Annotated in this window: 23 protein-coding genes; 21 read left to right on the top strand and 2 right to left on the bottom strand. The window is 70.8% G+C overall.

The genetic code is table 11. The features are described 5' to 3' along the window. Positions 1 to 10: 10 nt before the first annotated feature. The 9 genes from BUB97_RS02765 (at position 11) to BUB97_RS02725 (ending at position 9,993) form a co-directional block, all read left to right on the top strand. Complete coding sequence (locus BUB97_RS02765) at positions 11 to 790, top strand: enoyl-CoA hydratase (protein WP_073131245.1); 780 nt, start codon at positions 11 to 13, stop codon at positions 788 to 790. A 120-nt stretch (positions 791 to 910) separates the two neighbouring features. Then, a complete protein-coding gene (gene rpsT / locus BUB97_RS02760; protein WP_073131243.1) occupies positions 911 to 1,183 on the top strand; it encodes a 30S ribosomal protein S20 in 273 nt (90 codons plus the stop codon). A 232-nt stretch (positions 1,184 to 1,415) separates the two neighbouring features. Next, positions 1,416 to 2,885, top strand: coding sequence for a chromosomal replication initiator protein DnaA (gene dnaA, locus BUB97_RS02755; protein ID WP_073131241.1), 1,470 nt, complete (start codon positions 1,416 to 1,418; stop codon positions 2,883 to 2,885). Positions 2,886 to 2,984: 99 nt separating this feature from the next. Further along, entirely contained in the window at positions 2,985 to 4,112 is a 1,128-nt protein-coding gene (gene dnaN, locus BUB97_RS02750; RefSeq protein WP_073131586.1) for a DNA polymerase III subunit beta, read from the top strand. A gap of 163 nt (positions 4,113 to 4,275) precedes the next feature. Next, the gene (gene recF / locus BUB97_RS02745; RefSeq protein ID WP_073131239.1) at positions 4,276 to 5,421 is read left to right on the top strand and encodes a DNA replication/repair protein RecF; all 1,146 of its coding nucleotides are present in this window, start codon (positions 4,276 to 4,278) and stop codon (positions 5,419 to 5,421) included. A 189-nt stretch (positions 5,422 to 5,610) separates the two neighbouring features. After that, complete coding sequence (gyrB, locus tag BUB97_RS02740; RefSeq protein WP_073131237.1) at positions 5,611 to 8,067, top strand: DNA topoisomerase (ATP-hydrolyzing) subunit B; 2,457 nt, start codon at positions 5,611 to 5,613, stop codon at positions 8,065 to 8,067. An 18-nt stretch (positions 8,068 to 8,085) separates the two neighbouring features. Continuing rightward, positions 8,086 to 8,643 carry a flavin reductase family protein gene (locus tag BUB97_RS02735; RefSeq protein ID WP_073131235.1) on the top strand — a complete coding sequence of 186 codons (558 nt, stop codon included), beginning with the start codon at positions 8,086 to 8,088 and terminating at the stop codon, positions 8,641 to 8,643. A gap of 83 nt (positions 8,644 to 8,726) precedes the next feature. Then, positions 8,727 to 9,353 (top strand): glutathione S-transferase family protein, encoded by a 627-nt coding sequence (locus BUB97_RS02730; RefSeq protein WP_073131233.1) that lies wholly within the window; start codon positions 8,727 to 8,729, stop codon positions 9,351 to 9,353. 70 nt (positions 9,354 to 9,423) lie between these two features. Beyond that, positions 9,424 to 9,993 (top strand): histidine phosphatase family protein, encoded by a 570-nt coding sequence (locus BUB97_RS02725; protein ID WP_073131231.1) that lies wholly within the window; start codon positions 9,424 to 9,426, stop codon positions 9,991 to 9,993. Here BUB97_RS02725 and mutM read toward each other — a convergent pair whose 3' ends face one another. Then, positions 9,994 to 10,887: a bifunctional DNA-formamidopyrimidine glycosylase/DNA-(apurinic or apyrimidinic site) lyase gene (gene mutM / locus BUB97_RS02720; RefSeq protein ID WP_073131229.1), complete on the bottom strand. Its 894-nt coding sequence runs from the start codon at positions 10,885 to 10,887 to the stop codon at positions 9,994 to 9,996. A 94-nt stretch (positions 10,888 to 10,981) separates the two neighbouring features. On the opposite strand from mutM, the gene BUB97_RS02715 reads away from it, so the two are divergent. The 8 genes from BUB97_RS02715 (at position 10,982) to BUB97_RS02680 (ending at position 18,120) form a co-directional block, all read left to right on the top strand. Then, positions 10,982 to 11,719, top strand: coding sequence for a hypothetical protein (locus BUB97_RS02715; RefSeq protein WP_073131227.1), 738 nt, complete (start codon positions 10,982 to 10,984; stop codon positions 11,717 to 11,719). Continuing rightward, positions 11,704 to 12,435: a hypothetical protein gene (locus tag BUB97_RS02710; RefSeq protein ID WP_073131225.1), complete on the top strand. Its 732-nt coding sequence runs from the start codon at positions 11,704 to 11,706 to the stop codon at positions 12,433 to 12,435. Before BUB97_RS02715 ends, BUB97_RS02710 begins: the two co-directional genes overlap by 16 nt. Positions 12,436 to 12,509: 74 nt before the next feature. Continuing rightward, positions 12,510 to 14,228, top strand: a complete 1,719-nt coding sequence (locus BUB97_RS02705; protein WP_073131223.1) for a gamma-glutamyltransferase family protein — start codon at positions 12,510 to 12,512, stop codon at positions 14,226 to 14,228. Positions 14,229 to 14,271: 43 nt separating this feature from the next. Then, positions 14,272 to 15,015 (top strand): class I SAM-dependent methyltransferase, encoded by a 744-nt coding sequence (locus BUB97_RS02700; RefSeq protein ID WP_073131584.1) that lies wholly within the window; start codon positions 14,272 to 14,274, stop codon positions 15,013 to 15,015. 14 nt (positions 15,016 to 15,029) lie between these two features. Then, complete coding sequence (locus tag BUB97_RS02695; protein WP_073131582.1) at positions 15,030 to 16,469, top strand: bifunctional phosphopantothenoylcysteine decarboxylase/phosphopantothenate synthase; 1,440 nt, start codon at positions 15,030 to 15,032, stop codon at positions 16,467 to 16,469. Next, on the top strand, positions 16,466 to 16,915 hold the full coding sequence (dut, locus tag BUB97_RS02690) for a dUTP diphosphatase (RefSeq protein ID WP_073131221.1): 450 nt from the start codon (positions 16,466 to 16,468) through the stop codon (positions 16,913 to 16,915). Before BUB97_RS02695 ends, dut begins: the two co-directional genes overlap by 4 nt. Positions 16,916 to 16,957: 42 nt before the next feature. Next, complete coding sequence (locus BUB97_RS02685; RefSeq protein WP_073131219.1) at positions 16,958 to 17,752, top strand: HesA/MoeB/ThiF family protein; 795 nt, start codon at positions 16,958 to 16,960, stop codon at positions 17,750 to 17,752. After that, positions 17,749 to 18,120, top strand: coding sequence for a DsrE family protein (locus tag BUB97_RS02680; protein WP_073131217.1), 372 nt, complete (start codon positions 17,749 to 17,751; stop codon positions 18,118 to 18,120). The genes BUB97_RS02685 and BUB97_RS02680 overlap by 4 nt, the downstream gene beginning before the upstream one ends. A gap of 335 nt (positions 18,121 to 18,455) precedes the next feature. Here the strand turns inward: BUB97_RS02680 and BUB97_RS26095 are convergent, their stop codons facing one another. Beyond that, positions 18,456 to 18,647: a hypothetical protein gene (locus tag BUB97_RS26095; RefSeq protein WP_175562540.1), complete on the bottom strand. Its 192-nt coding sequence runs from the start codon at positions 18,645 to 18,647 to the stop codon at positions 18,456 to 18,458. Positions 18,648 to 18,690: 43 nt separating this feature from the next. Between BUB97_RS26095 and BUB97_RS25415 the strand changes: the two genes are divergently transcribed. The 4 genes from BUB97_RS25415 (at position 18,691) to BUB97_RS02660 (ending at position 23,092) form a co-directional block, all read left to right on the top strand. Continuing rightward, a complete protein-coding gene (locus BUB97_RS25415; protein WP_277614019.1) occupies positions 18,691 to 19,065 on the top strand; it encodes an SH3 domain-containing protein in 375 nt (124 codons plus the stop codon). Positions 19,066 to 19,182: 117 nt separating this feature from the next. After that, the gene (locus BUB97_RS02670) at positions 19,183 to 20,157 is read left to right on the top strand and encodes a Bug family tripartite tricarboxylate transporter substrate binding protein (RefSeq protein ID WP_073131215.1); all 975 of its coding nucleotides are present in this window, start codon (positions 19,183 to 19,185) and stop codon (positions 20,155 to 20,157) included. 194 nt (positions 20,158 to 20,351) lie between these two features. Then, positions 20,352 to 22,223: a hypothetical protein gene (locus BUB97_RS02665; protein WP_073131213.1), complete on the top strand. Its 1,872-nt coding sequence runs from the start codon at positions 20,352 to 20,354 to the stop codon at positions 22,221 to 22,223. Then, on the top strand, positions 22,220 to 23,092 hold the full coding sequence (locus BUB97_RS02660) for a DUF2272 domain-containing protein (RefSeq protein ID WP_245818160.1): 873 nt from the start codon (positions 22,220 to 22,222) through the stop codon (positions 23,090 to 23,092). Before BUB97_RS02665 ends, BUB97_RS02660 begins: the two co-directional genes overlap by 4 nt. Positions 23,093 to 23,187: the final 95 nt, after the last annotated feature.

Here is a 23,187-nt window from a genome sequence, read left to right as displayed (position 1 = left end):
GGAGGGTGCGATGGCCGAATACGGGATGATCAAGGCGGAAGCCCGGGGCAAGGTGGGGTTGATCACCCTCGACCGCCCCTCGGCGCTCAATGCCCTCTGCGACCAGCTGATGACCGAGCTGGGCCAGGCGCTGGGGGCCTTCGAGGCAGATCCGGCCATCGGCGCCATCGTGCTGACGGGCAGCGAGAAGGCCTTCGCCGCTGGCGCCGATATCAAGGAGATGAAGGACCGCACCTATCCCGCCATTCATTTCGAGGACTTCATCGGCAACAAGTGGGAGACGGTGCTCACCATCAAGAAGCCGGTGATCGCGGCCGTGGCGGGCTTCGCCCTCGGCGGCGGCTGCGAGCTGGCCATGATGTGCGACATCATCATCGCGGCCGAGAATGCCCGGTTTGGCCAGCCCGAGATCAAGCTAGGGATCATCCCCGGCGCCGGCGGCTCCCAGCGCCTGATCCGGGCCGTGGGCAAGTCCAAGGCGATGGACCTCGTCCTGACCGGCCGCATGATGGATGCCGCCGAGGCGGAGCGGTCCAACCTCGTCACCCGCGTGGTGCCGGTGGAGAGCCTGGTCGAGGAGGCGCTGAAGATGGGCGAGGCGATCGCCTCCTACTCCCTGCCCTCGGTGGTGCTGGCCAAGGAGGCTGTGAACGCCGCCTATGAGATGACCCTGCGGGAGGGGGTACGCTTCGAGCGCCGGCTCTTCCACAGCCTCTTCGCGACCGAGGACCAGAAGGAGGGCATGGCGGCCTTCGCCGAGAAGCGGAAGCCCGCCTTCCGGAATGCCTGAGGCGCGGGGGATTCCTCGTCCTTGACTCCTCGGGGGGCTGTGGATAGAACGCCCCCCTCCTCGCGGCCGCCTTGAGCGGTGCGCGTCCCGCGAACATTTCGACTGGTATCCTTCAGGCCCATGGCGAACACCGCTTCCGCGCGCAAGCGCATCCGGCAGAACGAGAAGCGCCTCGAGCGCAACCGCGCCCGCCGCTCGCGCGTCCGCACCTTCCTCCGTGCGGTCGAAGAGGCGATTTCCGGCGGCGACAAGGCGAAGGCCCAGGAGGCGTTCCGCCTGGCCCAGCCGGAGCTGCAGCGCGCCGCCGACAAGGGCGTGGCGCATGACAACACCGTCGCGCGCAAGCTGTCGCGGCTTTCGGCCCGCATCAAGGCGATCGGCGCCGCGGCCTGACCAAGCAAAGGGCGCCGCTCCGGCGCCCTTGCGAAGTCTTCTCCAAGTAGAGTCGTGATGCGGATGCGTCACGGTGCTTGCGCGCCGTGGCGCTTTTCTTTGCGCGCGCCTCTCCGCGACTGCCAGGAACGTGTTTGGCGTTTACGCTGGCCAAGGTCGCAAGTTACGCTTCGTGTTGCAGGGACCGCTTGCGCGTGGCGCAGGGCGGAAAGGGGGCTCGGGGGTGGATCGCATGCCGGATCAGCACGCCAATGCCGCATCCAGCCTCCCGGCTTCGGGCCTGCCCGATGATGCCCGGCTGGACGCGGCCTGGGCGCGCATCCGCGGCCGCCTCCGCGAGGAGGTGGGGGAGGCGGAGTACCGCACCTGGCTGCGGCAGCTGACCCTGGCCGGCATCGAGGGCGAGGAGGCCGTGATCCACGTCCCCAGCCGCTTCCTGCGCGATTGGCTGCGTGGACAGTATGGCGACCGCCTGCGGGCACTCTGGCAGGCCGAGTCGGTCGGGGTGCGCCGGGTGGATATCCGTGTGGCCGCGGCACCGGGCGCCCTGCGTGGGGCCGATGCGCCGGCCGCCGCGGACGGAGCCGATCTCGCCGAGCCGCTGAGCGCCACGCGCCCCGCCAGCGAGGCGCGCGTCGAGGCGCCGAAGCCGGAGCCGCGGGGCGACTGGGCCGCGCCGCTGGACCCCCGCTTCACCTTCGACAGCTTCATCGTCGGCAAGCCGAACGAATTCGCCCATGCCTGCGCCCGCCGCGTGGCCGAGAAGCCGAATTCCCCCGGCTTCAACCCGCTCTTCCTCTATGGCGGGGTCGGGCTGGGCAAGACGCATCTGATGCATGCGATCGCCTGGGCGATCCGCGAGCCGCAGATGGGCGGGCCCGGGCGTTCCGTGGCCTATATGTCCGCCGAGAAGTTCATGTACCGCTTCATCGCAGCGCTGCGCTCGCAGTCCACGATGGAGTTCAAGGAGAGCCTTCGCTCCGTCGACGTGCTGATGATCGACGACCTGCAGTTCCTGATCGGCAAGGACAACACGCAGGAGGAGTTCTTCCACACCTTCAATGCGCTGGTGGACCAGGGCAAGCAGATCGTCGTTTCCTCCGACAAGCCGCCCAGCGACCTGGCGGGGTTGGAGGACCGGCTGCGGACCCGCCTGGGCTGCGGGATGGTGGCCGACATCCACGCCACCACCTACGAGCTGCGCATCTCCATCCTGGAGAGCAAGGCGGCGTCCGCCGGGGTGGACGTGCCTGCGCGCGTGCTGGAGTTCCTGGCGCACAAGATCACCTCCAACGTGCGCGAGCTGGAAGGCGCCCTGAACCGCCTGATCGCCCACGCCAACCTCTTCGGCCGCCCTGTGACCCTGGAATCCTGCCAGGAGGTGCTGCACGACATCCTGCGCGCCCATGACCGCCGGGTGACCATCGAGGAGATCCAGAAGCGGGTCGCCGAGCACTACAACATCCGCATCTCCGACATGTCCTCCGCCCGCCGTGCCCGCAACGTGGCGCGCCCCCGGCAGGTGGCCATGTATCTGTCGAAGCAGCTTACCTCCCGCTCCCTGCCCGAGATCGGGCGGCGCTTCGGCAACCGCGACCACACCACGGTCATGCATGCCGTCTCCCGGGTGGCGGAGCTGATGCAGGGCGATGCCGGCTTCGCCGAAGATGTGGAGCTGCTGCGCCGGATGCTGGAGACCTGAGGCCCCGTTTGGGGGTGAGGCTTCACGTCGCGTTTTCAGGATGATACGAGGCTGATCCGGGGGCTTTCTGCCCTCCAGAGCGTTGCGGGGGTGGCGGCGATGAAGTTCACGGTGGACCGGGCGGTGCTTCTGAAGGCCCTCGCCCACGTCCAGAGCGTGGTGGAGCGGCGCAACACCATCCCCATCCTGGCGAATGTCCTGTTGGATGCCGGCGAAGGCCGCCTGCGCCTGACCGCGACGGATATGGAAATCGCGATCGTCGAGGAGGTCAACGGGGTCGAGGTGGGGCGCGAGGGCCGTTGCACGGCGCCGGCCGCCACCCTGTTCGAGATCGTCCGCAAGCTGCCCGACGGCGCCAAGGTCGAGCTGGACCACAAGGGCGGCGATGCTCCCCTGGCCCTGCGGGCCGGCCGCTACAACACCAGCCTGATGGTGCTGCCCGTGGAGGATTTCCCCTCCATGACCGAGGGCAAGCTGCCCCATCGGTTCAGCGTCACCGCCGGCATGCTCCGGGACCTGGTGGACCGCACCCGGTTCGCGATCTCCACCGAGGAGACCCGCTATTACCTCAACGGCATCTATCTGCACGCGACCGAGGTCGATGGCGCGAAGGTGCTTCGGGCCGTGGCGACCGACGGCCACCGCCTGGCGCGGGTGGAGGAGCCCCTGCCGGACGGTGCGGAGGGCATGCCGGGCGTGATCGTGCCCCGCAAGACCATCGCCGAGTTGCGCAAGCTGGCGGATGAGGCGACCGACGAGATCGAGATGCGGCTCTCCGACACGAAGCTGCAGGTGAAGCTCGGCACGGTGACGCTGACCAGCAAGCTGATCGACGGCACCTTCCCGGATTACGAGCGGGTGATCCCCAAGGGGAACGACCGCGTCCTCTCTGTGGACAAGACCGCCTTCGCTGCCGCCGTGGACCGCGTCGCGGCCATCTCCTCCGAGCGTTCCCGCCCGGTGAAGCTCTCGCTGGAGAAGAACCACCTCCTTCTCACCGCCGCCTCGCCGGACCAGGGCCAGGCGCAGGAGGAGCTGGATGGCGACACCGTCACCTATGACGCCGCCCCGCTCGAGATCGGCTTCCAGGCCCGCTACCTGAAGGACATCACGGACCAGGTGGACGGGCAGGTGGAGTTCCGCTTCGCCGACGGCTCCGCCCCCACCATCGTGCAGGATGCGGCCAAGCCCGAGGCACTCTACGTCCTCATGCCGATGCGGGTCTGACCTCGCCTCGCTTGGTGCGGCGCCGCTTGGCGCCATCCGAGAGACCATGGCCCGCCGGGTCGCCCAGCGGGCGGTCCGGCGGTTCTGTCATCGGCGGTTCTCATCCGGCCGCCTTCACGGGCCGCGCCGCCGGGGCGGCCCTCCTCCCTGGCGCTCTGCTTCCGTGACCCCCTCGCTCCGCCTCACCCGCCTGCAGCTGCAGGACTTCCGTAGCCACGCGCGCACCGCCATGCGGTTCTCGGCGGGCATCGTGGTGATCGCGGGGGAGAACGGCTCGGGCAAGACGAACCTCCTGGAGGCGATCAGCCTGCTCGGACCGGGCCGCGGGCTGCGCGGGGCGAAGATCGCCGATCTCGGCCGGCATGTGGGGGAGGAGAGCCTGCCCTGGGCCGTCTCGGGGCGTTTCGAGGGCCCCGAGGGCGCTTTCGATCTCGGCACCGGCACCGCCCATGATGGCTCTCCAGAGAAACGTGTCTTCCGGTTGGATGGGGAGCCGGTGAAGACCCAGGCGGAGCTGGGTCGCCTTGTCGCGGCCGTCTGGCTGACCCCGCAGATGGACCGGCTGTTCCAGGAGGCCGCCTCGGGCCGCCGCCGCTTCCTTGACCGGCTGGTCTGGGCCCTGGACCCGAACCATGCCCGCGAGGTCTCGGCCTACGAAAACGCCATGACCCAGCGGAACCGCCTTCTGGCGGATGGGCGCGACGGCGGCCGGCTGGAGCCGCGCTGGCTGGATGGGCTGGAGGATGCCATGGCCCGCCATGGCGTGGCGCTGACGGCTGCCAGGCGCTCCCTGATCGCGCGCCTGAACGGGACCCTGGCGGAGGGGGTGGCGGGTGCCTTCCCGGCGGCGCTCTGCGCCCTGGAATGCGAGACGGCGGCCGCGCTGGAGAGCCGTTCGGCCCTGGAGGTGGAAGATGGGCTTCGCGAGACCCTGGCGGCCCGCCGCGGCCGGGATGCCGCCGCGGGCATGACCCTGGCCGGGCCGCACCGGTGCGACCTGCGCCTCTCCCACCTGCCCAAGGGGGTTCCGGCCGAGCTTTGCTCCACAGGGGAACAGAAGGCGCTCCTGATCTCCACCGTGCTGGCCCATTCCGCCCTGATCGCCGCCGCCCGTGGCTTCGCGCCCCTGCTGCTGCTGGACGAGATCGCCGCCCACCTGGATGCCACGCGGCGGGAGGCCCTTTTCGCGGCCCTTGCGGCCCTGCCCGCCCAGAGCTTCCTCACGGGAACTGAGCCCGGAGTCTTCGCCTCGCTGGAGGGGGTGGCGGAGCGTTTCGCCATCGGCGCGGAGGGGGTGGTGCCGGACTGAAGGGCAGGGGCGCCCGGCCTGCCTGGAATTTCTGCCGAAGAGGCCGGAAATCGGCTTTCCCGGCCCTAAAAGCCTTGATTTTGGCGCCGTAAGCATGGCTTCGCGCGCGCGGAATCCTTATATTGTCGGGACACGATTCCGTATGCCGCCGCGCGCCCTTTGGCGCGGCCCGAGAGGTTCCCACCCCGCATGACCGAGTCCACCCGCGCCGCCCATAAGGCCGAGGTCGCCGCCGCCGGCGCCGACGGCGCCTATGACAGCGCCTCCATCACCGTGCTGCGCGGCCTCGAAGCCGTCCGCAAGCGCCCCGGCATGTATATCGGCGACACCGACGACGGCTCGGGCCTGCACCACATGGCCTTCGAAATCATCGACAACGCGGTGGACGAGGCGCAGGCCGGCTATGCCACCACCTGCACCGCCGTGCTGAACGGCGATGGCAGCGTGACGGTGACGGATGACGGTCGCGGGATCCCCACCGACATTCATGCCGAGGAAGGCGTCTCCGCCGCCGAGGTGGTGCTGACGCGCCTGCATGCGGGCGGCAAGTTCAACCAGAACTCCTACAAGGTCTCCGGCGGCCTCCACGGCGTGGGCGCCGCGGTGGTGAACGCGCTCTCCGAATGGATGGAGGTGCGCATCTGGCGGGGCGGGCAGGAGCACTTCATCCGCTTCGAGTATGGCGAGACGGTGCAGCCCCTGAAGGTGGTGGGCCCGAGCGATCATCCGAACGGCACGGAGGTGACCTTCAAGCCCTCCGCCGAGACCTTCACGAAGACCGAGTTCGAGTTCGCCATCCTGGAGAAGCGCCTGCGCGAGCTGGCCTTCCTCAACTCCGGCCTGAAGATCCATCTGCGCGACGAGCGCCACACCCCCGTGCAGCAGGTAGACTTCCACTTCGAGGGCGGGCTGACCGCCTTCGTGGAGTGGATGGACGCCGCCGAGGACCCGCTCTTCAAGCCGCCGGTGGCCTTCTCCTCGAAGGAGGTGAACGGGATCAAGGTGGAGATGGCGATGTGGTGGAACCGCTCGCCGCGCGAGCGCACCCTCTGCTTCACCAACAACATCCCGCAGCGTGACGGCGGCACCCACCAGGCCGGCTTCCGCCAGGCCCTCACCCGCGTGGTGACGAAGTACGCCGCCGAGCTGGCGAAGAAGGAGAAGGTCGAGCTGTCCGGCGAGGACATGCGCGAGGGCCTCTCCTGCATCCTCTCCGTGAAGGTGCCGGATCCGAAGTTCTCCTCCCAGACGAAGGACAAGCTCGTCTCCTCCGAGGTGCAGCCGGTCGTGCACATGGCCGTGGCCGATGCGCTGAGCCATTGGTTCGAGACGCATCCGAAGGAGGCGAAGCTCGTCCTCGACCAGGTCGTGCTCTCGGCCGTGGCGCGGAAGGCGGCTCAGGCCGCGCGCGAGAAGGTCGGGCGCAAGAACGCGCTGGATATCTCCACGCTGCCCGGGAAGCTCGCCGACTGCCAGGAGAAGGATCCGGCGAAGTCCGAGCTCTTCCTCGTCGAGGGTGACTCCGCAGGCGGCTCCGCCAAGCAGGGCCGCAACCGCGCCAATCAGGCCATCCTGCCTCTCAAGGGCAAGATCCTGAACGTCGAGCGCGCGCGGATGGACAAGATGCTCTCCTCTGCCGAGGTGGGCACGCTCATCACCGCGCTGGGCGCCGGCATTGGCACGCGCGATCCGGACCGGCCGAACATGCCGTTCTTCGATCCGGACAAGCTGCGCTACCATCGCATCGTCATCATGACGGACGCGGATGTGGACGGCTCGCATATCCGCACGCTGCTGCTGACCTTCTTCTTCCGGCAGATGCCGGAGCTGATCGAGCGCGGCTACCTCTACATCGCCCAGCCGCCCCTCTACCGCGCCAAGCGCGGCAACGAGGAGCGCTATCTGAAGGACGACCGCGCGCTCGAGGAGTTCCTCCTGGAGAAGGCGCTGCACGGTGCCCGCATGGGCTTCTCCGACGGCCGCGAGATCAGCGGCGAGGAGCTGCGCACGGCGGTGGACGAGCTACGCAACACCTCCCGCCGCATCCGGCGCCTGGCGACGAATGTGCCGGCGGAGATCGTGGAACAGGCCGCGGTTGCCGGCGCGCTCGGCGTTGAGCCGCATCCGGAGGCGACGCAGCGGCTCGTCGCCCGGCTGAACGACATGGCGGCGCCGACGGAGCGCAGCTGGAAGGCCACGCTGGACGAGGAGGGCCTGCGCGTCTTCCGCCAGGTGCGCGGCGTGGCGGAGAGCCACCACCTCGACCCCGTGGCGCTGCGCTCGGCCGAGGCGCGCTGGCTGGAGGAGCGGCGCGATCGACTTTCCACCGACTTCGCAGGCCCCGCCGTGCTGCATTTCGACGCGCAGCGGCAGGAGGTCCGCGGCCCGATGGCGGCGCTGGACCGGATCCTGGCGCAGGGCCGCAAGGGCCTGACCGTGCAGCGATTCAAGGGCCTCGGCGAGATGAACCCGGAGCAGCTCTGGAAGACCACGCTGGACCCGGAGGCGCGCACCCTGCTGCGCGTGGCCGTGGAGGATGCGGATGACGCCGGGCGCGTCTTCTCGACCTTGATGGGCGATGTGGTGGAACCGCGCCGCGACTTCATCGTTGGCAACGCGCTGAAGGTCGCGAATCTCGACGTGTGACGGGTGAGGGGCAGGGCTATGAAGCTGATCCGCAAGCAGGATTTTCCTGTGGACCAGATCCGGCGCTTCATCGAACCCGGCCCCATCGTCCTCGTCTCCTCCGCATGGAAGGGGGAGCGCAACATCATGACCATGGGCTGGCACATGGTCATGGAGTTCAGCCCCTCCCTCATCGGCTGCTATATCTGGAGCGAGAACCACAGCCGCGAGATGATCCGCCGCAGCCGGGAATGCGTCATCAACATCCCCACCTCAGATCTCGCGGAAACCGTGGTGGACATCGGCAACTGCAGCGGCGCCGAGGTCGACAAGTTCGCGCAGTTCGGCCTGACGGCGCAGGAGGCTGAGCGGGTGAAGGCGCCGCTGATCGGCGAGTGCTTCGCGAATCTCGAATGCCGCCTGGCGGACAGCTCGATGATCCGGAAGTACAACCTCTTCATCCTGGAGGTGGTGAAGGCCCACGCGCCACGAACGCCGAAATATCCCAAGACCATCCATTACCGGGGCGACGGGCAGTTCATGGTCGCCGGGGAACCCCTCAACCTGCGCCGACGCTTCCGGCCGGAGATGCTGTGAGAATCCGGCGCCGCGCCTCTTCAACCGCCCCGCGAATCCGGCCACCCTCCGCCGCACCGTCCTGAACGGCTGAGGAACCTGCCATGAAGCTCTATTACTCCCCCGGTGCCTGCTCCCTCGGCATCCACATCCTCCTCGAGGAGATCGGGAAGCCCTATGAGTTGTCCCCTGTCGCCCTGAAGGAAGGCGCGCAGCACAAGCCCGACTATGTCGCCGTGAATCCGAAGTCGAAGGTGCCGGCGCTGGATGTCGGGGATGGCGGCAAGGTCCTCACCGAGTTCACGGCTATCGCCGCTTACCTCGCCGCCGCGAATCCCGAGGCGGGGCTGGCCCCCAAGGACCCGCTCGGCATGGCGCGTGCGATCGAGGCGGTGGATTACGTCACCGGCACCATCCATCCCCACGCCTTCACCCGCCAGTTCCGCCCGAACCTCTTCTCCCTGCGTGAGGAGGACCATCCCAAGACGGTCGAGCAGGCGCGCGCCAATGCCGAGAAGTTCTTCGGCGTGGTCGAGAAGGTCTGGGCCGGCGACACCTGGTTCCTGCCCCAGGGTTATTCCATCGCCGATGCGGCGCTGTTCTTCGTGGAGTACTGGCAGGCCCGGCGCGTCGGCCAGCCGCTGCCGCCGAAGGTCGATCGCCACTTCAAGGCGATGCTCGAGCGTCCCGCGGTCAAGCGCGCGCTGGAGCAGGAAGGCCTTCCCGCCTGATCCCAGGGCATATCCGAAACCCATCAAAGAGAGGGGGCCGGGGCGCTTCGACCCCGGCCTTTCGCTGCCCATGACCGAGCCCAACCCCGTTCCCTTCTGGTTCCTCCGCCATGGCGAGACCGACTGGAACGCCCGCATGCTCTCCCAGGGGCAGGTCGACATCCCGCTGAACAGCGTCGGCCTGGCTCAGGCCGGGCGCGCCGCCGAGGCCCTGGTGGGCCAGGGCATCCGCTCCATCCATGCCAGCACCCTGACCCGCGCCCGCGTGACGGCCGAGATCGTCGCCGCGCGGCTCAACCTGCCGGTGAATCTCGACGGTGAACTGATGGAATGCGCCTTCGGGGTACAGGAAGGGCAGGAGATGTCGGGCTGGTTCGACGACTGGATCGCCGGCACCACAACGCCCGAGGGCGCCGAGCCCTTCGCGCATCTGCGGGAACGCGCCGTGCGCGCCATCAACCGCGCCACGGCCCATCCGGGCCCGGTGCTGGTCGTGGCCCATGGTGCCCTCTGGCGCGCCTTCCGCCAGGCGGCCGGGCTGGAGGCAAACATCCGCACTCCCAACGCCCTGCCTCTCTGGGTGGAGCCGCCCATGGCGGGACGCGGCTGGCAGTTCACCCCGGCGGAACTGGGCGGCTGATCAGCGCTGCGTGCGCGGGCAGAAAAAGGTGCTTCGCCCGGCCTGGGTGATGCGCGCCACCCCCGGGCAGGCAGGCGGGCCTGGGCAGCGCGGGCAGGGCTGGCCGAAGCGGTCATAGACCTCGAACCGGTCCTGGAAGCGCCCCAGCTCCCCGTCGCTGCGCACATAGTCGCGCAACGATGAGCCGCCGGCCGCGATCGCCTCCGTCAGCACCGCCTTGATGGCCGGCACCAGCCGTGCCGCCCGCGCCCCTGGCACCGTGCCGGCCAGGCGGCGCGGCGAGAGGCCGGCGCGGAACAGCGCCTCGGCCACGTAGATATTGCCCAGGCCCGCCACCACGCCCTGGTCCAGCAGCGCCGCCTTGATCGGCGTGTTCTTCCCCGCCAGGGCCTTGGACAGAACCAGGGGGGTGAAGGCCTCCTCCAGCGGCTCCGGCCCGAGCCCGGCCAGCAGGCGATGGGCATTCTCGGCCCCGGTGGGCATCAGGTCCACGCAGCCGAAGCGGCGGGGATCCTGGAAGCCCACCCGCCAGCCATCGCCTGTTTCCAGCATCAGATGCTCATGCGCCAGCCCGTCCCCTGCGCCGCGCGCATCCGAGAAGGCGCCCTGGGGCGCGATGCGGGGCTGGGGTGCCTCGCCCGGCGGCCGCGCCACCATGCGGCCGGACATGCCGAGATGGATGAGCGCCGATTCCCCGCCCGAGAGCCGCATCAGCATGTATTTGCCCCGGCGGCGGAACCCCTCCACGCGGCGCCCGGCCAGGCGCTCCGCCAGCAGTTCCGGGAACGGCCAGCGCAGTCCGGCGCGCCGGGTTTCGGCACGGGCGATGGTGCGGCCGGTGAGCACGGCGTCGAGGCCGCGCATCACAGTTTCGACTTCGGGAAGTTCGGGCATGGAAGGCCTATCGCAAGTGGTGCAACTTGGAGGCGACACAAGTTCCGCGTTCTGAAAAACAGACCGGCCTGGCCGGGGCGGAGAGGAGGGTACTGTGAGCGGTTCCGCGGGTGATGGTTATCTCGACCTGACTCTGGATGGCGACCGGGAGGAGTATTACACCCCCGGCGAGTATTATGACCTGCTCGACTATGTTCTGGAGGTGCGGAACGGCACCCTCATCAGGACCGATTATGATCAGGAGCAATACCCGTTCTGGTCGCTCATCGTGTCGGTTTGGACCCTCACCGGTGACCCGTCCAATCCTCTCGGTCCGCAAATCAGCGTAACGACCCGTTTCGACAGCGGCCGGACGGATGTGTCGGAAACCATCTTCTCCAACGGCCCCGGCAGCGAGATCCTGGGGCACCGCGTCAGCCACTACGATCCGTCGGGCCGGCTGGTCGAACACGACGTGCTCGACCTGAGCGGCACCGGCACCACCTATGTGCTCAACGAGGCCAGGCAGGTGGAGTACCAGTACACAAAGGCGCTCTCGACCTACGGCCATGGGAACTGGGTGCAGGTGGCCACGGATTTCGACCTGGACAACACCCAGCCCTGGTCCCGTTTCACGATCCAGTATGTGGAGCGGCGGGACTCCGATCCTCTCCCGTCGCGCAGCGAGATGCTGATGGATGACGGGACGAGCATCGTCTACGACGCCACCTTCAAAACGGGGTATCGGGCCCGCTCTACCCGGCGGCGGGACGCTGGACGACCTTCGATGCTCAGGGCCGCGTCGACTACGTTTACGAAGCCCTTGCCTACCCCGTTGTGGGCGCCGTCCTAAGCCAGAATCTCGACTACGACGTCGCCACCGGCCATCTGGACTATGTGATCCGCGCCTATTCCGACCGGCAGGAGGCGGTGGACTACAACGCCGGGACAGGCTTCGCCGATTTCTCCGTGACATCCTTCAAGGACGGGCGGACGACCGTCCTGGATTATGAAGGCACGACCGGCCGGCTTGCCTACAGGCTGGAAACCAACTCATCGGGCCAGTATGTCGCGACCTCCTATGACCTCGCCTCCGGCGCGGCGGACTATGTCATTCAGTCCAACCTCGATGGCCGGCAGGTGAGCACGGATTACGACGTGGCGAACACCCAGGACTGGGCGTCCTTCAGCCTCTCCTACAAGCTCACGGGCCTCCCGAACCGCCCGACCGAGTCCATCCCGAACGTCACCATCCTCTATGACGACGGCCGGAAATACGTCTTCGAGCAGGACTACAGGCCGGCCCCGCTCTCTGTGCCGGGCGAGTCCCGCTCCATGCTCTTCAATCCGCAGGGCGTGCTGGAATACGTGACGATCCGTGACGGGGCGGGCAACCGCCAGGAGGTCGATTACGACGGATCGAGCGGGCAGATCGACTATCTTGTCTCGCACTGGGCCGATGGGCGGATGACGGCAACGGATTACGACCTCGCCGATCAGTTCGCCTGGAACTCCTACACCGTCAATTACGACGCCTTCGGCAACGTTCAGTCCGTCACCACGACCTGAGGCGGGCCGCGGGGGGAGGGGCTTCTCCCCTGCGGCATCGACGCCGCGCAGGTGGGGTGCTTCGCTGCGGCGCCATGGCTTCGCTTCCGCGCCTCCTCCTCGCCCTCCTCCTGGCCCTCGCCATGGCCGGTGCGGCAGGTGATGGCGCGCTCGCGGCGGATGCTCCCACCCGTGCCACGCGGCAGATGGTCGCCACGGCCCATCCGCTCGCGAGCCAGGCGGGCCTGGATGTGCTCCGTGCGGGCGGCAGCGCCGCCGATGCCGCCGTGGCCGTTCAGGCCATGCTCTCGGTGGTGGAGCCCAACGCCTCCGGCCTCCTCGGCGGGGCCCTGCTCCTTCACTGGGACGGCGCCACCCGGCAGCTCCAGGGCTATGAGGGGCTGGCCGCCGCTCCGGCGGCCGCGACCTCCCGGCTGACAGAGAACCCGGGCGGCACCCGCGTCGGCCCGGCCATCATCACCCGCTCCGGCCGCGCCGTCGGCGTGCCCGGTACGCTGCGCCTGCTGGCTCTCGTGCATGCCGATCACGGGCGGCTGCCCTGGCGCGACCTCTTCGCCCCTGCCATCCAAGCGGCGGAGCAGGGCTTTCCTCTGCCGCCGACCCTGCACCGCATCCTGGCCGCGCGCCCTCTTCAACTCGCCCGGGACCCCGATATCCGCGCCCTCTTCTTCGCTAGGAGTGGCGAGCCTCTCCCGGTCGGCAGCCTCGTCCGCAACCCTGCCCAGGCGCAGGCCCTGCGCCTTCTGGCGCAGGGCGGCGCGGAGGCCCTCCATCGCGGTCCCCTCGCCCGCGCCGTGCTGGACGCGGTGGCGCGCGAGCCGGTTCCGGGATGGATGACCGCCGAGGATCTGGCGACCTACGAGGCCAAACGGCGCGACCCCGTCTGCAGCACCGCCTTTCAGCGCCGCATCTGCTCGGCAGCGCCGCCATCCTCGGGCGGGGTGGCCGTGCAGCAGCAGCTTGGCCTGATGGAGCGCCTCGGGATCGCCCGCCTCGCCCCGGATTCGGCCGAGGCCGCGCATCTGATCCTGGAGGCAAGCCGGCTGGCGACGGCGGATCGCCGCCGCTGGCTCGGCGACCCGGATTACGTTCCCGTTCCCACGAGGGAGCTGGTGGCCCCGACCTATCTCGACCGGCGCGCTGCCGCGCTGCGCCCTGGCCGGGCCATGAAGGAGGTGGCGCCCGGCAATCCCCTCCAGCGCAGCGGCGCCCTGCCCACCGCCTCCGATCCTCTGGCGTTGGCCGGAACCTCCCAGGTCGTCATCGTGGATCCGTCCGGCAGCGGCCTCTCCCTCACCACCACCAACAACCTGAATTTCGGTGCGGAGCGCATGGCCGCGGGCATCGCGCTGAACAACGGCCTGACCAACTTCTCCGCCGATCCCGGCCCGCCCGGCGCTCCGGCCTTCAACCGCATGGAGGGCGGCAAGCGCCCGGCCACCAGCATGGCCCCGACCATCGTCCTGGGCCCGGATGGAAGCCCCGAGCTGCTCATCGGCGCGGGGGGCGGGCTGCGCATCATCGACTCGGTCGCGGTCGCGGTGGTGGAGGTCCTGGCCTGGGGTTCCGATGCTCTTCGCGCCACGGCCCGGCCCCGCATCGGCACCCAGTCCGGCGCGGAGGAGCTGGAGGAGGGAAGTGCCGCTGCCGCCCTAGCCGAGCCGCTCCGCGCCATGGGCCACAACCCGGTGCTGCGTGAGATGAACACCGGCCTCCAGCTCATCCGCCGCATCCCCGGCGGCTGGGAGGGCGCGGCCGACCCGCGCCGGGACGGGGTGGCGCTCGGCGATTGAGGTGCCCGTGACGGCACGCGCCCCCGGGCCTATCCTGGCCCCCATGTCCCAGAACGACACGATCGACTTCGGCTTCACCCCCGTCCCCCGCGCCGAGAAGGCCGGGATGGTGCGACAGGTCTTCGATAGCGTGGCGCCGAAATACGACGTGATGAACGACCTGATGTCGCTCGGCCTGCATCGGGTCTGGAAGCGCATCTTCGTCAACGCCATCGGCGCCGGCTCGCGCGACACGCTGCTGGACCTCGCCGCCGGAACCGGGGACATCGCCTTCCTCTCGAAGGAACGCGGCGCCGGCCGGGTGATCCTGGCCGATATCAACCATTCCATGCTGAATGTGGGGCAGGGCAGGGCACTTTCCCGCGGCCTCGCCAGCGGCCTCGACTTCGTCTGCTGCGATGCGGAAAAGCTGCCCTTCCCGGACCGCTCGGTGGAGCGTGTCTCCATGGCCTTCGGCCTGCGCAACTGCACCGACAAGGACGCCGTGCTGCGCGAGGCCCGCCGCGTGCTGCGGCCGGGCGGGCGCTTCCTGGTCCTCGAATTCTCCCGCCTGCAGGTCGCGGCGCTGAACCCGCTTTACGACGCCTGGAGCTTCAAGGCGCTGCCCGCCATCGGCGCCCGCGTCGCCCAGGATTCCGAATCCTACCGCTACCTCGCCGAAAGCATCCGGATGATGCCGGACCAGGAGGAACTCGCCGGCATGTTCCGCGCCGCCGGGCTCGAGAACGTCACCTGGCGCAACCTCTCCGGCGGCATCGTGGCCATTCATTCGGGCTGGCGGCTGTGAGCCTGCCCGTGACCATGCCCGTGACCCTCTCCGGCAAGCGCATCCTCCTCATCGTCTCCGGCTCGGTGGCGGCCTACAAGGCGCTTGAGCTGGCCCGTCTCCTCGGCAAGGCCGGCGCGGCCGTCACGGGCCTGCTGACCGCGGGCGGGGCCCGCTTCGTCACCCCCCATGCGCTGCAGTCCATCACCGGCCGCCCCCTCGCGCAGGATCTCTGGTCGCTGGAGGAGGAGGCCGCCCGCGGCCATATCCGCCTGGCGCGGGAGACCGACCTCGTGGTGGTCGCGCCGGCCTCGGCAGACAGGATCGCCCGGATGGCGGCCGGCTTCGCGGATGACCTCGCCGGCGCCGCCCTCCTGGCCTGGGGTGGTCCCGTCCTCGTCGCCCCGGCGATGAATCCGAGCATGTGGGCCCATCCGGCCACGGGCGCGAATATCGCCACCCTCATGGCCCGGGGCGTGACCTTCATCGGCCCGGAGGACGGCCCGATGGCCGAGGCGGAGAGCGGCACGGGCCGCCTCTCCGAACCCGCCACGCTTTTCGCGGCCATTCAGGCCCTCCTCTCCGATACCGACCACGGTGCCCCCGACGCGGCGCTGGAGGATGCGCTGGACGCCGCGATCGCCGCGCAGGAGGGCCGGCCGCCGCCGGCCGGCCGCCGCGACAGCCCCTCCAGCTTCACCGACGGCAATCCCCACCCGGTGGATCACCTCGCCGACCCGACCGAGACGGCACCCTCGACCTTCTCGGCATCCCATGCCGCGACGCAGGGGCCCGCGCCGCATGCGATCCGCAACACGGAGCCCGGCACGCTACCGCTGACCGGCCGCCATATGCTCGTCACCTCCGGCCCGACCCATGAGCCGCTGGACCCCGTGCGCTACCTGGCAAACCGTTCCTCCGGGAAGCAGGGCCATGCGATCGCCGCCGCCCTGGCCGCGCTTGGGGCTCGTGTCACCCTCGTCTCCGGCCCCGTCACCCAGCCGGACCCGGCGGGCGTGACGGTGGTCCGCGTCGAGACCGCGCGTGAGATGCTCGCCGCCTGCGAGGCCGCCCTGCCGGCCGACGCCGCCGTCTTCGCCGCCGCGGTCGCGGACTGGCGCCCGGCCGCACCCGCCACCCAGAAGATGAAGAAGCCGGCCGATGACGCCGCGCCGCCGATGGCGCTGGTGCCGAACCCCGACATCCTCGCCACCCTTTCCCGCCACCCGCAGCGCCCGCGCCTCGTGATCGGCTTCGCCGCCGAGACCGAGCGCGTCATCGAGCACGCCCGGGCCAAGCTCGCCCGCAAGGGCTGCGACTGGATCGTGGCCAACGATGTTTCGGGCGATGCCATGGGCGGCGCCGAGAACACCGTCCATCTCGTCACGGCCGCCGGGGTGGAGGACTGGCCCCGGCTGCCCAAGGCGGAAGTCGCCGCCCGGCTGGCCGACCGCGTGGCGGAGGCCCTGGCGTGAGCGCCACCATCCAGGTGCTGCGCCTGCCGCATGCGGCGGACCTGCCGCTTCCGGCCTATGCCACCGAAGGCGCCGCCGCCATGGACCTGCTGGCGGCTGTGACGGCCCCGCTCACCATTCCGCCGAATGGCCGTGCGCTGGTGCCCACCGGCCTCCGTGTCGCCCTGCCGCCCGGCCATGAATGGCAGATCCGCCCGCGCTCGGGCCTCGCGCTCAAGCACGGGATCGTCCTGCCCAATTCCCCCGGCACCATCGACGAGGACTATCGCGGCGAGGTGCAGGTCATCGTCCTGAATGCCGGCACGGAGCCCTTCACGGTGGAGCGCGGCATGCGCATCGCCCAGGCGGTGCTGGCGCCCGTCACCCGGGCCGCCTTCGAGGAGGTAGCCGAGCTGCCGGAGACGACGCGCGGGGCCGGCGGCTTCGGCAGCACAGGCACGCGCTGAACGGCGCTTGCCCCGCAGGCCCGGAGCGCCGACATCCCGCCCATGGACGGTCCCGCACCCCTCGACCTCGATTTCTCCGAGGACGAGCTCCATCGCTACTCCCGCCACATCCTCCTCGGGGAGGTCGGCGCCATCGGCCAGGCGCGCCTGCGCCAGGCGCGCGTGCTCGTGGTGGGGGCAGGGGGGCTTGGCTCGCCGCTCGCCATGTATCTCGCGGCCGCCGGAATCGGCACCATCGGTCTGATCGACCACGACACGCTGGAGCTCTCCAACCTCCAGCGCCAGGTGGCCCACCGGACCGACCGCATCGGCCAGCCCAAGGTGGAGAGCATGTCCGCGACGCTGCGCGCCCTGAACCCGCTCACCACCATCGAGCCCCATGCGTGCCGCCTGGACGAGGCCACCGCCCGCGACCTGATTCCGCGCTACGACATCATCTGCGACGGCACGGACAACTTCCCCACCCGCTTCCTCCTCGGGGATTGCTGCCACCGGCTAGGCCGGCCGCTCGTCTCGGCGGCCGTGCTGCGCTTCGAGGGGCAGCTCTCCACCTTCAAGTCGCATCTCGGCGCCCCGCATCCCTGCCACCGCTGTCTCCACCCCGAGCCGCCGCCGCCGGGTCTCGTCCCGTCCTGCGGTGAGGCCGGCGTGCTCGGCGCCGTCACCGGGGTGATGGGGACGCTGCAGGCCACCGAGGTGCTGAAGGAGGTTCTCGGGATCGGCGAATCCCTGTCCGGCCGCCTCCTGCTCTGGGATGCGTTAGACACCCGCTTCCGCACGATCCGGCTGAAGCGCGACCCCGCCTGTCGACTCTGCGGGGGCGGGGAGGGACCATGACCCCCCTCGGCATCCTCCTGCGCGGCGCGGGGCATGAGCCCGCGCATTACTCCCTGGTCCTGGCGACGGGCGCCGCCGCCATTGGCCGGCCCGTGACCCTCTTCGCCACCAATGCCGGTCTCGCCCTGTTCCGGCGCGACACGCCCCTTCTGGCCGACCCGCGCGAGGCGCTTCTCGCGGAGCGGGGTGTCGCCGGCATCGCGGCGCTCTGGGAGGCGGCCACCGAACTCGGCCTTCGTCTCATCGCCTGCGAGGCCGGGATGCGCGCCGAGGGCCTCGCCGCCCCCGACCTCTCCGAAGCGGTGGAGGTGGCGGGAGTCATCACCTTCCTCGGCGCCGTGCGGGATGGCCAGCTGCTCTCCCTCTGAACCGCTTCTCCCCCGCTTGACCGGCGGTGCGGTGTTTGCGCCTGATCGGACCTGATGAGACGCTTTTTTCCCGTCCTGCCGTTGCTGCTCGCCCTCCCCGTCCAGGTTTGGGGTCAGACAGGCACGCTGCCGCCTCCCGTACCGCGGCAGGCTGCACCCGCCGCTCCCTCCTCGGCCGCCCCTTCTGCCGCATCGCCGCCTGCCCCGGCGCAGCCCGCTCGGCCGGCCGCCTCTCCGCGTCCGGCTGTCCGGGCGGAGGGCAACCGCTCCGCCGCTCCGGCTCCGGCCCGGGCCCCCGCCCGGCCGGCGGCCGGCTCCCCGCCGCGGCGCCCCGCTCAGGCCCAGCCGGGCGCGGCCTCGCCGCGCACCGTCTCTCCCCAGCAATCCCAGCCCAACCGCCGGAGGGCCGCTGCGGCAGCCGCGGCCGGGGCAGCCGCGGGCGCGGCCGCCGGTGCCGCGGCCCCGGCCGCGCCGCAGCCCGCGCCTGCCCCGCCGCCGGAGCCGCAGCCCAGCATCGGCCCTGTCACTAACCTCCCTCTGCCGCGCTTCGCCGCCCTTCGCGCCGACGAGGTGAACATGCGGGCTGGTCCCGGCACGCGTTACCCGATCGAGTGGACCTACCAGCGCCGTGAGCTTCCTGTGGAGATCATCCGCGAGTTCGAGCTGTGGCGCCGGATCCGGGACATGGAGGGCACCGAGGGCTGGGTGCACCAGTCTAACCTCACCGGCCGCCGCACCTTCGTCGTCACCGGTGAGGAGCGCGTCCTGCGCCGCCGTCCGGAGGAGAATGCCAATGTCGTCGCCCGGCTGAAGCCCGGCGTCCTCGGCCGCATCCGCCTCTGCGAGGCCGGGCAGGCCTGGTGCGAGGTGCAGGTCGGCGAGCATCGGGGCTGGCTGAAGCGGGCGGAGTTCTTCGGCGCCATGCCGGGCGAAGAGGTGAAGTAGGCGCCGGGCACCCCGCCTTCCGGCGCCCCTTTCCGGCGCCGGCTTGCCGCCCGGCCTGCGCCGGCTCTATCTCGCGGGAACGAAGCGGTTCGGACCGCGAAAAGGGGGAACGACGTCATGGCGCCACTGCACCGGATCAGCCGTAGGCTGCTGCTCGCCCTGCCCGCGGGGCTGGCCCTTGCCGCCGGCGCCGAGGCCCAGTCGCAGCCTGGCCCGCTCCGCGTCGTGGTCGGGTTCCCCGCGGGCACCACGCCGGACACGCTGGCTCGGCTCTACGGCGCCTCGCTCTCCACCACGCTCGGCCAGCCCGTGGTGGTGGACAACCGGGTCGGCGGCGGCGGCATCCTGGCCGCCGAGCTGGTGGCGCGCGCGGCGCCGGATGGCAGCACCCTCTTCGTGGCCGGCAACGGCCCGATCTCCATCAACAAGCACCTGACCGACCGCCTTCCCTTCGACCCCGACCGGGATTTCCGCCCCGTCGGCTTCCTCGGCGTCTCCATGCAGGTGCTGGTCGTCAGGCCCGGGCTGGCGACCGACCTGGCCGGCTTCATCACCCAGGCGAAGACGCAGGACATCAACTACGGAAGCGTCGGCGCCGGCTCGGCCAGCCATCTCTTCATGGCCGGGCTCTCGCAGCAGGCCGGGCTGAAGGCGCAGCACGTTCCCTATCGCGGCGCCCCCCAGGCGCTGGTCGAGATCGCCGCGGGCCGGCTGGACGCGATGGTGGCCGCGATCGGCTCGGCCCTTCCCCTGATCCGGGAGGGCAAGGTCATCCCGCTGGCCGTCACCGGCCCGGCCCGCGACCCGCTGCTGCCGGTGGTTCCCAGCTTCGAGCAGGCCGGCATTACCGGCTTTGCGCTGCCTGTCTGGAACGGCCTCTTCGCCCCGCGCGCCACGCCCGATGCGGTGGTAGAGCGTATCGCGGCCGCGCTGGCCGAGGCGCAGCGGGACGAGACGGTCCGGCGCGGCGTCGCGGCCGCGGGCTTCTCCATGGAGGCGCGCGACCCTGCCTCCATCACCCGCTTCATCGCCGCCGAGAGCGCCCGCTGGGGCGAGATCGCGCGCGCGACCGGGGTGCGCCTGACCGACTGACGATGAGGCTGACCGACGGGACTGACCGATGGGGCGGACCGACGGGGCCGACCGGCCGGGAGCCGCCGGAAGGCCGCGTTTTCCGGCGGGCGCCCTTTGGACCCGATGGATTTTCACCTGGGCATCATTCCAGCCAGGGGCGATCCGCTCTAGCATGGCTCGAGTGATCCAGATCCCGACGAGGCCGCGGCCGCATGCCTGACCTGCTGCACGTCCAGGAGCGTGACCGGCTCCTCGGTTCCCTGCGCCGGATGCTCCGGCAGGTGAGCATGGACGGCCAGCCCCTATCCGGCCTGGCGCACAGCGCCAATGCCGGCGCCAATACGCCACTCCGCACCCTCGACAACGCGATCGCGGCCGAGCTGATGGCGATCCCCGCCCTGCGGGCGGCCGATCCCGCCCTGGCCGATTCGGTGGTTTCCTTCGTGGTCGCCATGTCGGAGGAGGCCGGTCCGCCGCCGCGCGGTATCATCCCGCCCGCGGCGCCCCGTGCCGAGATCCTGCGCGGCGACCCGCGTGACCTGCGCGTGCTCACCCCGTGGCACGAGTTCACCGGCGACCTCTCCCACGGTGTCCTGCGCCAGCGCCTTCGCGGCGAGGGGCGGGAAAGCGACGTGCTGCACACCGGCAACATGGCGCGCCTCCGCCTTCAGGGCGGCGTGGCCGGCCTGATCGGCCGCCTTGCCCTCCGCGCCCGCACCCTCGATGTGGAGGAGGCGATCACCGCCCAGGGCGTGCAGCCCGAGGGTGCCAGCGTCCTGATGTGGCATGAGAGCGCGCTGCACCTGACCCCGGTTCCCGGCCTCACCGTCCTGGCCGCCACGCTCCGCTACGAGTACCGCGTTTCCGCGGCCGATCCGCTGCTCCGCGTCAGCGTCGTCCTTCGGGCCGGCCCGAAGGCGGGGCTGACCGGCGTGCGCCTGACCACGGGCGTGGACGCGCTCTCCGAAGGGGCGGTCACGCCCGCCCATGTCTCGGTCGGCCGCGCCGGCACCCAGGCCCGCCGCCCCGCCGAGCCCTTCCCGGATGAGGAGCTGGTCGCCCAGGGCGCCATCGATTCCCTCCATCTCTGGCAGGCTGGCCCGGAAGGGGAGGCGCTGGCCCTGCATATCCGCCCGCGCGCCGGGGAGTCCGTGTTCAGCACGCGCCTCTATTCGCGCAACGGGAGCCCCCACTGGCTCGTGCTCCGGCACACCCTTCCCGACGTCCCGCGCAGCGGCTCGGCGACGCTGCGCGAAGACCGGCTCCTTGCCCGGGGCGTCGCTCCCGGTACGCCGGAGGCGGCGCTGCGCCTGCTGCGCAACCCCGAGGCGCTGGCCGGCCGAGACCCGGGCCAGGCGGGCATCGGGGCGCCTTTCGCCGCGATGGCCGCCGTGCTGCTGAACGCGCCGGCCTTTACCCCGCCTATGGCACGCGACCGCCTGTCTCGCCTGCGGGAAGCGATGGACCGCCAGCTCGCCGCCCTTCCGGACGAGGAAACAACGCCTCTTCCGGCTTCCGAACTCGCCCCCCTGGCCCTTGGGCTCGATGCCCTGTGGCGCGCCAACGGCCTCCCGCGCGAGGGGCGGCGCCTGCGCCAGCTTCTGGGGCAGCTCATCGCCGCCGCATCGGCCGGAGGCGCCATCGGCAAGGACCTCACGGAGCATGGCGCCGCCCTTCTCGCCCTGGCCCGCGCCGCGACCCAAATCGCCGAGCCCTGGCTGCTGGAGGCGCTGCGGCGCGCCGTGATGGCGCTGGATCCGAACGGCCCGGTGCTGGCCGGCACGCCAGCCGAGACGCCGCCCTCCACCCGCGCCCTGGCCGCCGTTCTGCGCGGTGTGCGGGCGGTCGAGCTCGTGGCCCGCACCGGCCGGCTGGACCCGGACGCGGAAACGCTGGCCCAGGCCGCGGCGGTCCGGGATACCTGCCTCCAGCTGCTGTCCGGCCGTCTTCGTGCCCTGGAGGACCGGCTGGACGTCCTGCCGGGAGAGACGGGCGAGCCGGACGCGCCGAGCACCGCCGCCCTTCTCCTCGCGGTTCTTTCGCCGGACGAGGTGGCGCTCACCGCAGGCGGGGTTGCCGCTTGACGAAGCCCGCCCGGGCAGTGGCCCGGGCCTGGCGGGCGGCTCTGTCGGCGGCGCTCCCCATGCTCCTGGCCGTGGCGGGTTGCGCCGCGCCGCCGGTGGTGCGGGAGGCGCCGGTCGCCTATCCGCCATCGGTGCGGGACCGGATCCTGCGCATCGCCGAGGCGGAATGGAGGGAGTGGGGCGGGCTGATCGCCGGGCCTGGCCTGCCGCGCCTCCCGCCCGGCGCCGAGGGCTCCATCGAAGCCTTTCCCCGCGTGCTTGCCTATTGGCGCGCGGTGCCGGATGCGGAGGCCGAGGCGGCGGTCGCTCGCAACCGCGCCCTCTGGTCCGCCCAGCTGGCCGGGCAGCCCGGGCGCGGCGTGTGGTCCGATCCGGCCTGGTCGGCGGCCTTCGTGTCCTATGTCATGCGGACGGCCGGGGTGGATCAGCGGGAATTCCATGCGTCCGCCGCCCATGCGTTTTATCTCGATGCCATCCTGCGGGATGCCGCCGAATTCCCGGACCGCGCGCCGTTCATCCCGCATGATCCCGCCGCCCGTGCTCCCGCGCCGGGCGACCTGATCTGCGCCGACCGATCTTCGCGCCCCCTGGCTTCCTGGCGGGAGCGCCTGCCGGAAGCCGGCGAATTCCGGCCCATGCATTGCGATATCGTGGTTCGCGTTTCTCCCGGCATGGCCGAGGCGGTGGGCGGCAATGTGGCCGATGCCGTGACCGTTACCCGCTATGCGACCGATCCGGCGGGGCGGCTGCTGCCGCGTCCACCCGGCGGGGCCGTGATCTTCGCCCTGATCGAAAACCGCCTTGGCCGCCTGCCGCCATTCCAGCCCGAACCCGCGACCGCATTCCGCCTCGGACAAAGACCGGGATAAACCGCCCATTGCCCGGGCGGCGTATTTGTGGTCCGTCCGAATGGTTACGTGCCGCTTCCGCCCGATGTGCCGAAGCACCCCTCGACAATATATCG

The organism is Muricoccus roseus, assembly GCF_900141905.1.
Lineage (GTDB): Bacteria > Pseudomonadota > Alphaproteobacteria > Acetobacterales > Acetobacteraceae > Roseomonas > Roseomonas rosea.
The sequence above is the reverse complement of the archived record's forward strand: the minus strand, read 5'-3'. Positions and strand labels throughout refer to the sequence as shown.

Coding starts and splice junctions, on each gene's coding strand:
- BUB97_RS02765 (WP_073131245.1), top strand. CDS start 11: ATGGCCGAATACGGGATGATCAAGGCGGAAGCCCGGGGCAAGGTGGGG.
- rpsT (WP_073131243.1), top strand. CDS start 911: ATGGCGAACACCGCTTCCGCGCGCAAGCGCATCCGGCAGAACGAGAAG.
- dnaA (WP_073131241.1), top strand. CDS start 1,416: ATGCCGGATCAGCACGCCAATGCCGCATCCAGCCTCCCGGCTTCGGGC.
- dnaN (WP_073131586.1), top strand. CDS start 2,985: ATGAAGTTCACGGTGGACCGGGCGGTGCTTCTGAAGGCCCTCGCCCAC.
- gyrB (WP_073131237.1), top strand. CDS start 5,611: ATGACCGAGTCCACCCGCGCCGCCCATAAGGCCGAGGTCGCCGCCGCC.
- BUB97_RS02735 (WP_073131235.1), top strand. CDS start 8,086: ATGAAGCTGATCCGCAAGCAGGATTTTCCTGTGGACCAGATCCGGCGC.
- BUB97_RS02730 (WP_073131233.1), top strand. CDS start 8,727: ATGAAGCTCTATTACTCCCCCGGTGCCTGCTCCCTCGGCATCCACATC.
- BUB97_RS02725 (WP_073131231.1), top strand. CDS start 9,424: ATGACCGAGCCCAACCCCGTTCCCTTCTGGTTCCTCCGCCATGGCGAG.
- mutM (WP_073131229.1), bottom strand. CDS start 10,887: ATGCCCGAACTTCCCGAAGTCGAAACTGTGATGCGCGGCCTCGACGCC.
- BUB97_RS02705 (WP_073131223.1), top strand. CDS start 12,510: ATGGCTTCGCTTCCGCGCCTCCTCCTCGCCCTCCTCCTGGCCCTCGCC.
- BUB97_RS02700 (WP_073131584.1), top strand. CDS start 14,272: ATGTCCCAGAACGACACGATCGACTTCGGCTTCACCCCCGTCCCCCGC.
- BUB97_RS02695 (WP_073131582.1), top strand. CDS start 15,030: ATGCCCGTGACCCTCTCCGGCAAGCGCATCCTCCTCATCGTCTCCGGC.
- BUB97_RS02685 (WP_073131219.1), top strand. CDS start 16,958: ATGGACGGTCCCGCACCCCTCGACCTCGATTTCTCCGAGGACGAGCTC.
- BUB97_RS02680 (WP_073131217.1), top strand. CDS start 17,749: ATGACCCCCCTCGGCATCCTCCTGCGCGGCGCGGGGCATGAGCCCGCG.
- BUB97_RS02670 (WP_073131215.1), top strand. CDS start 19,183: ATGGCGCCACTGCACCGGATCAGCCGTAGGCTGCTGCTCGCCCTGCCC.
- BUB97_RS02665 (WP_073131213.1), top strand. CDS start 20,352: ATGCCTGACCTGCTGCACGTCCAGGAGCGTGACCGGCTCCTCGGTTCC.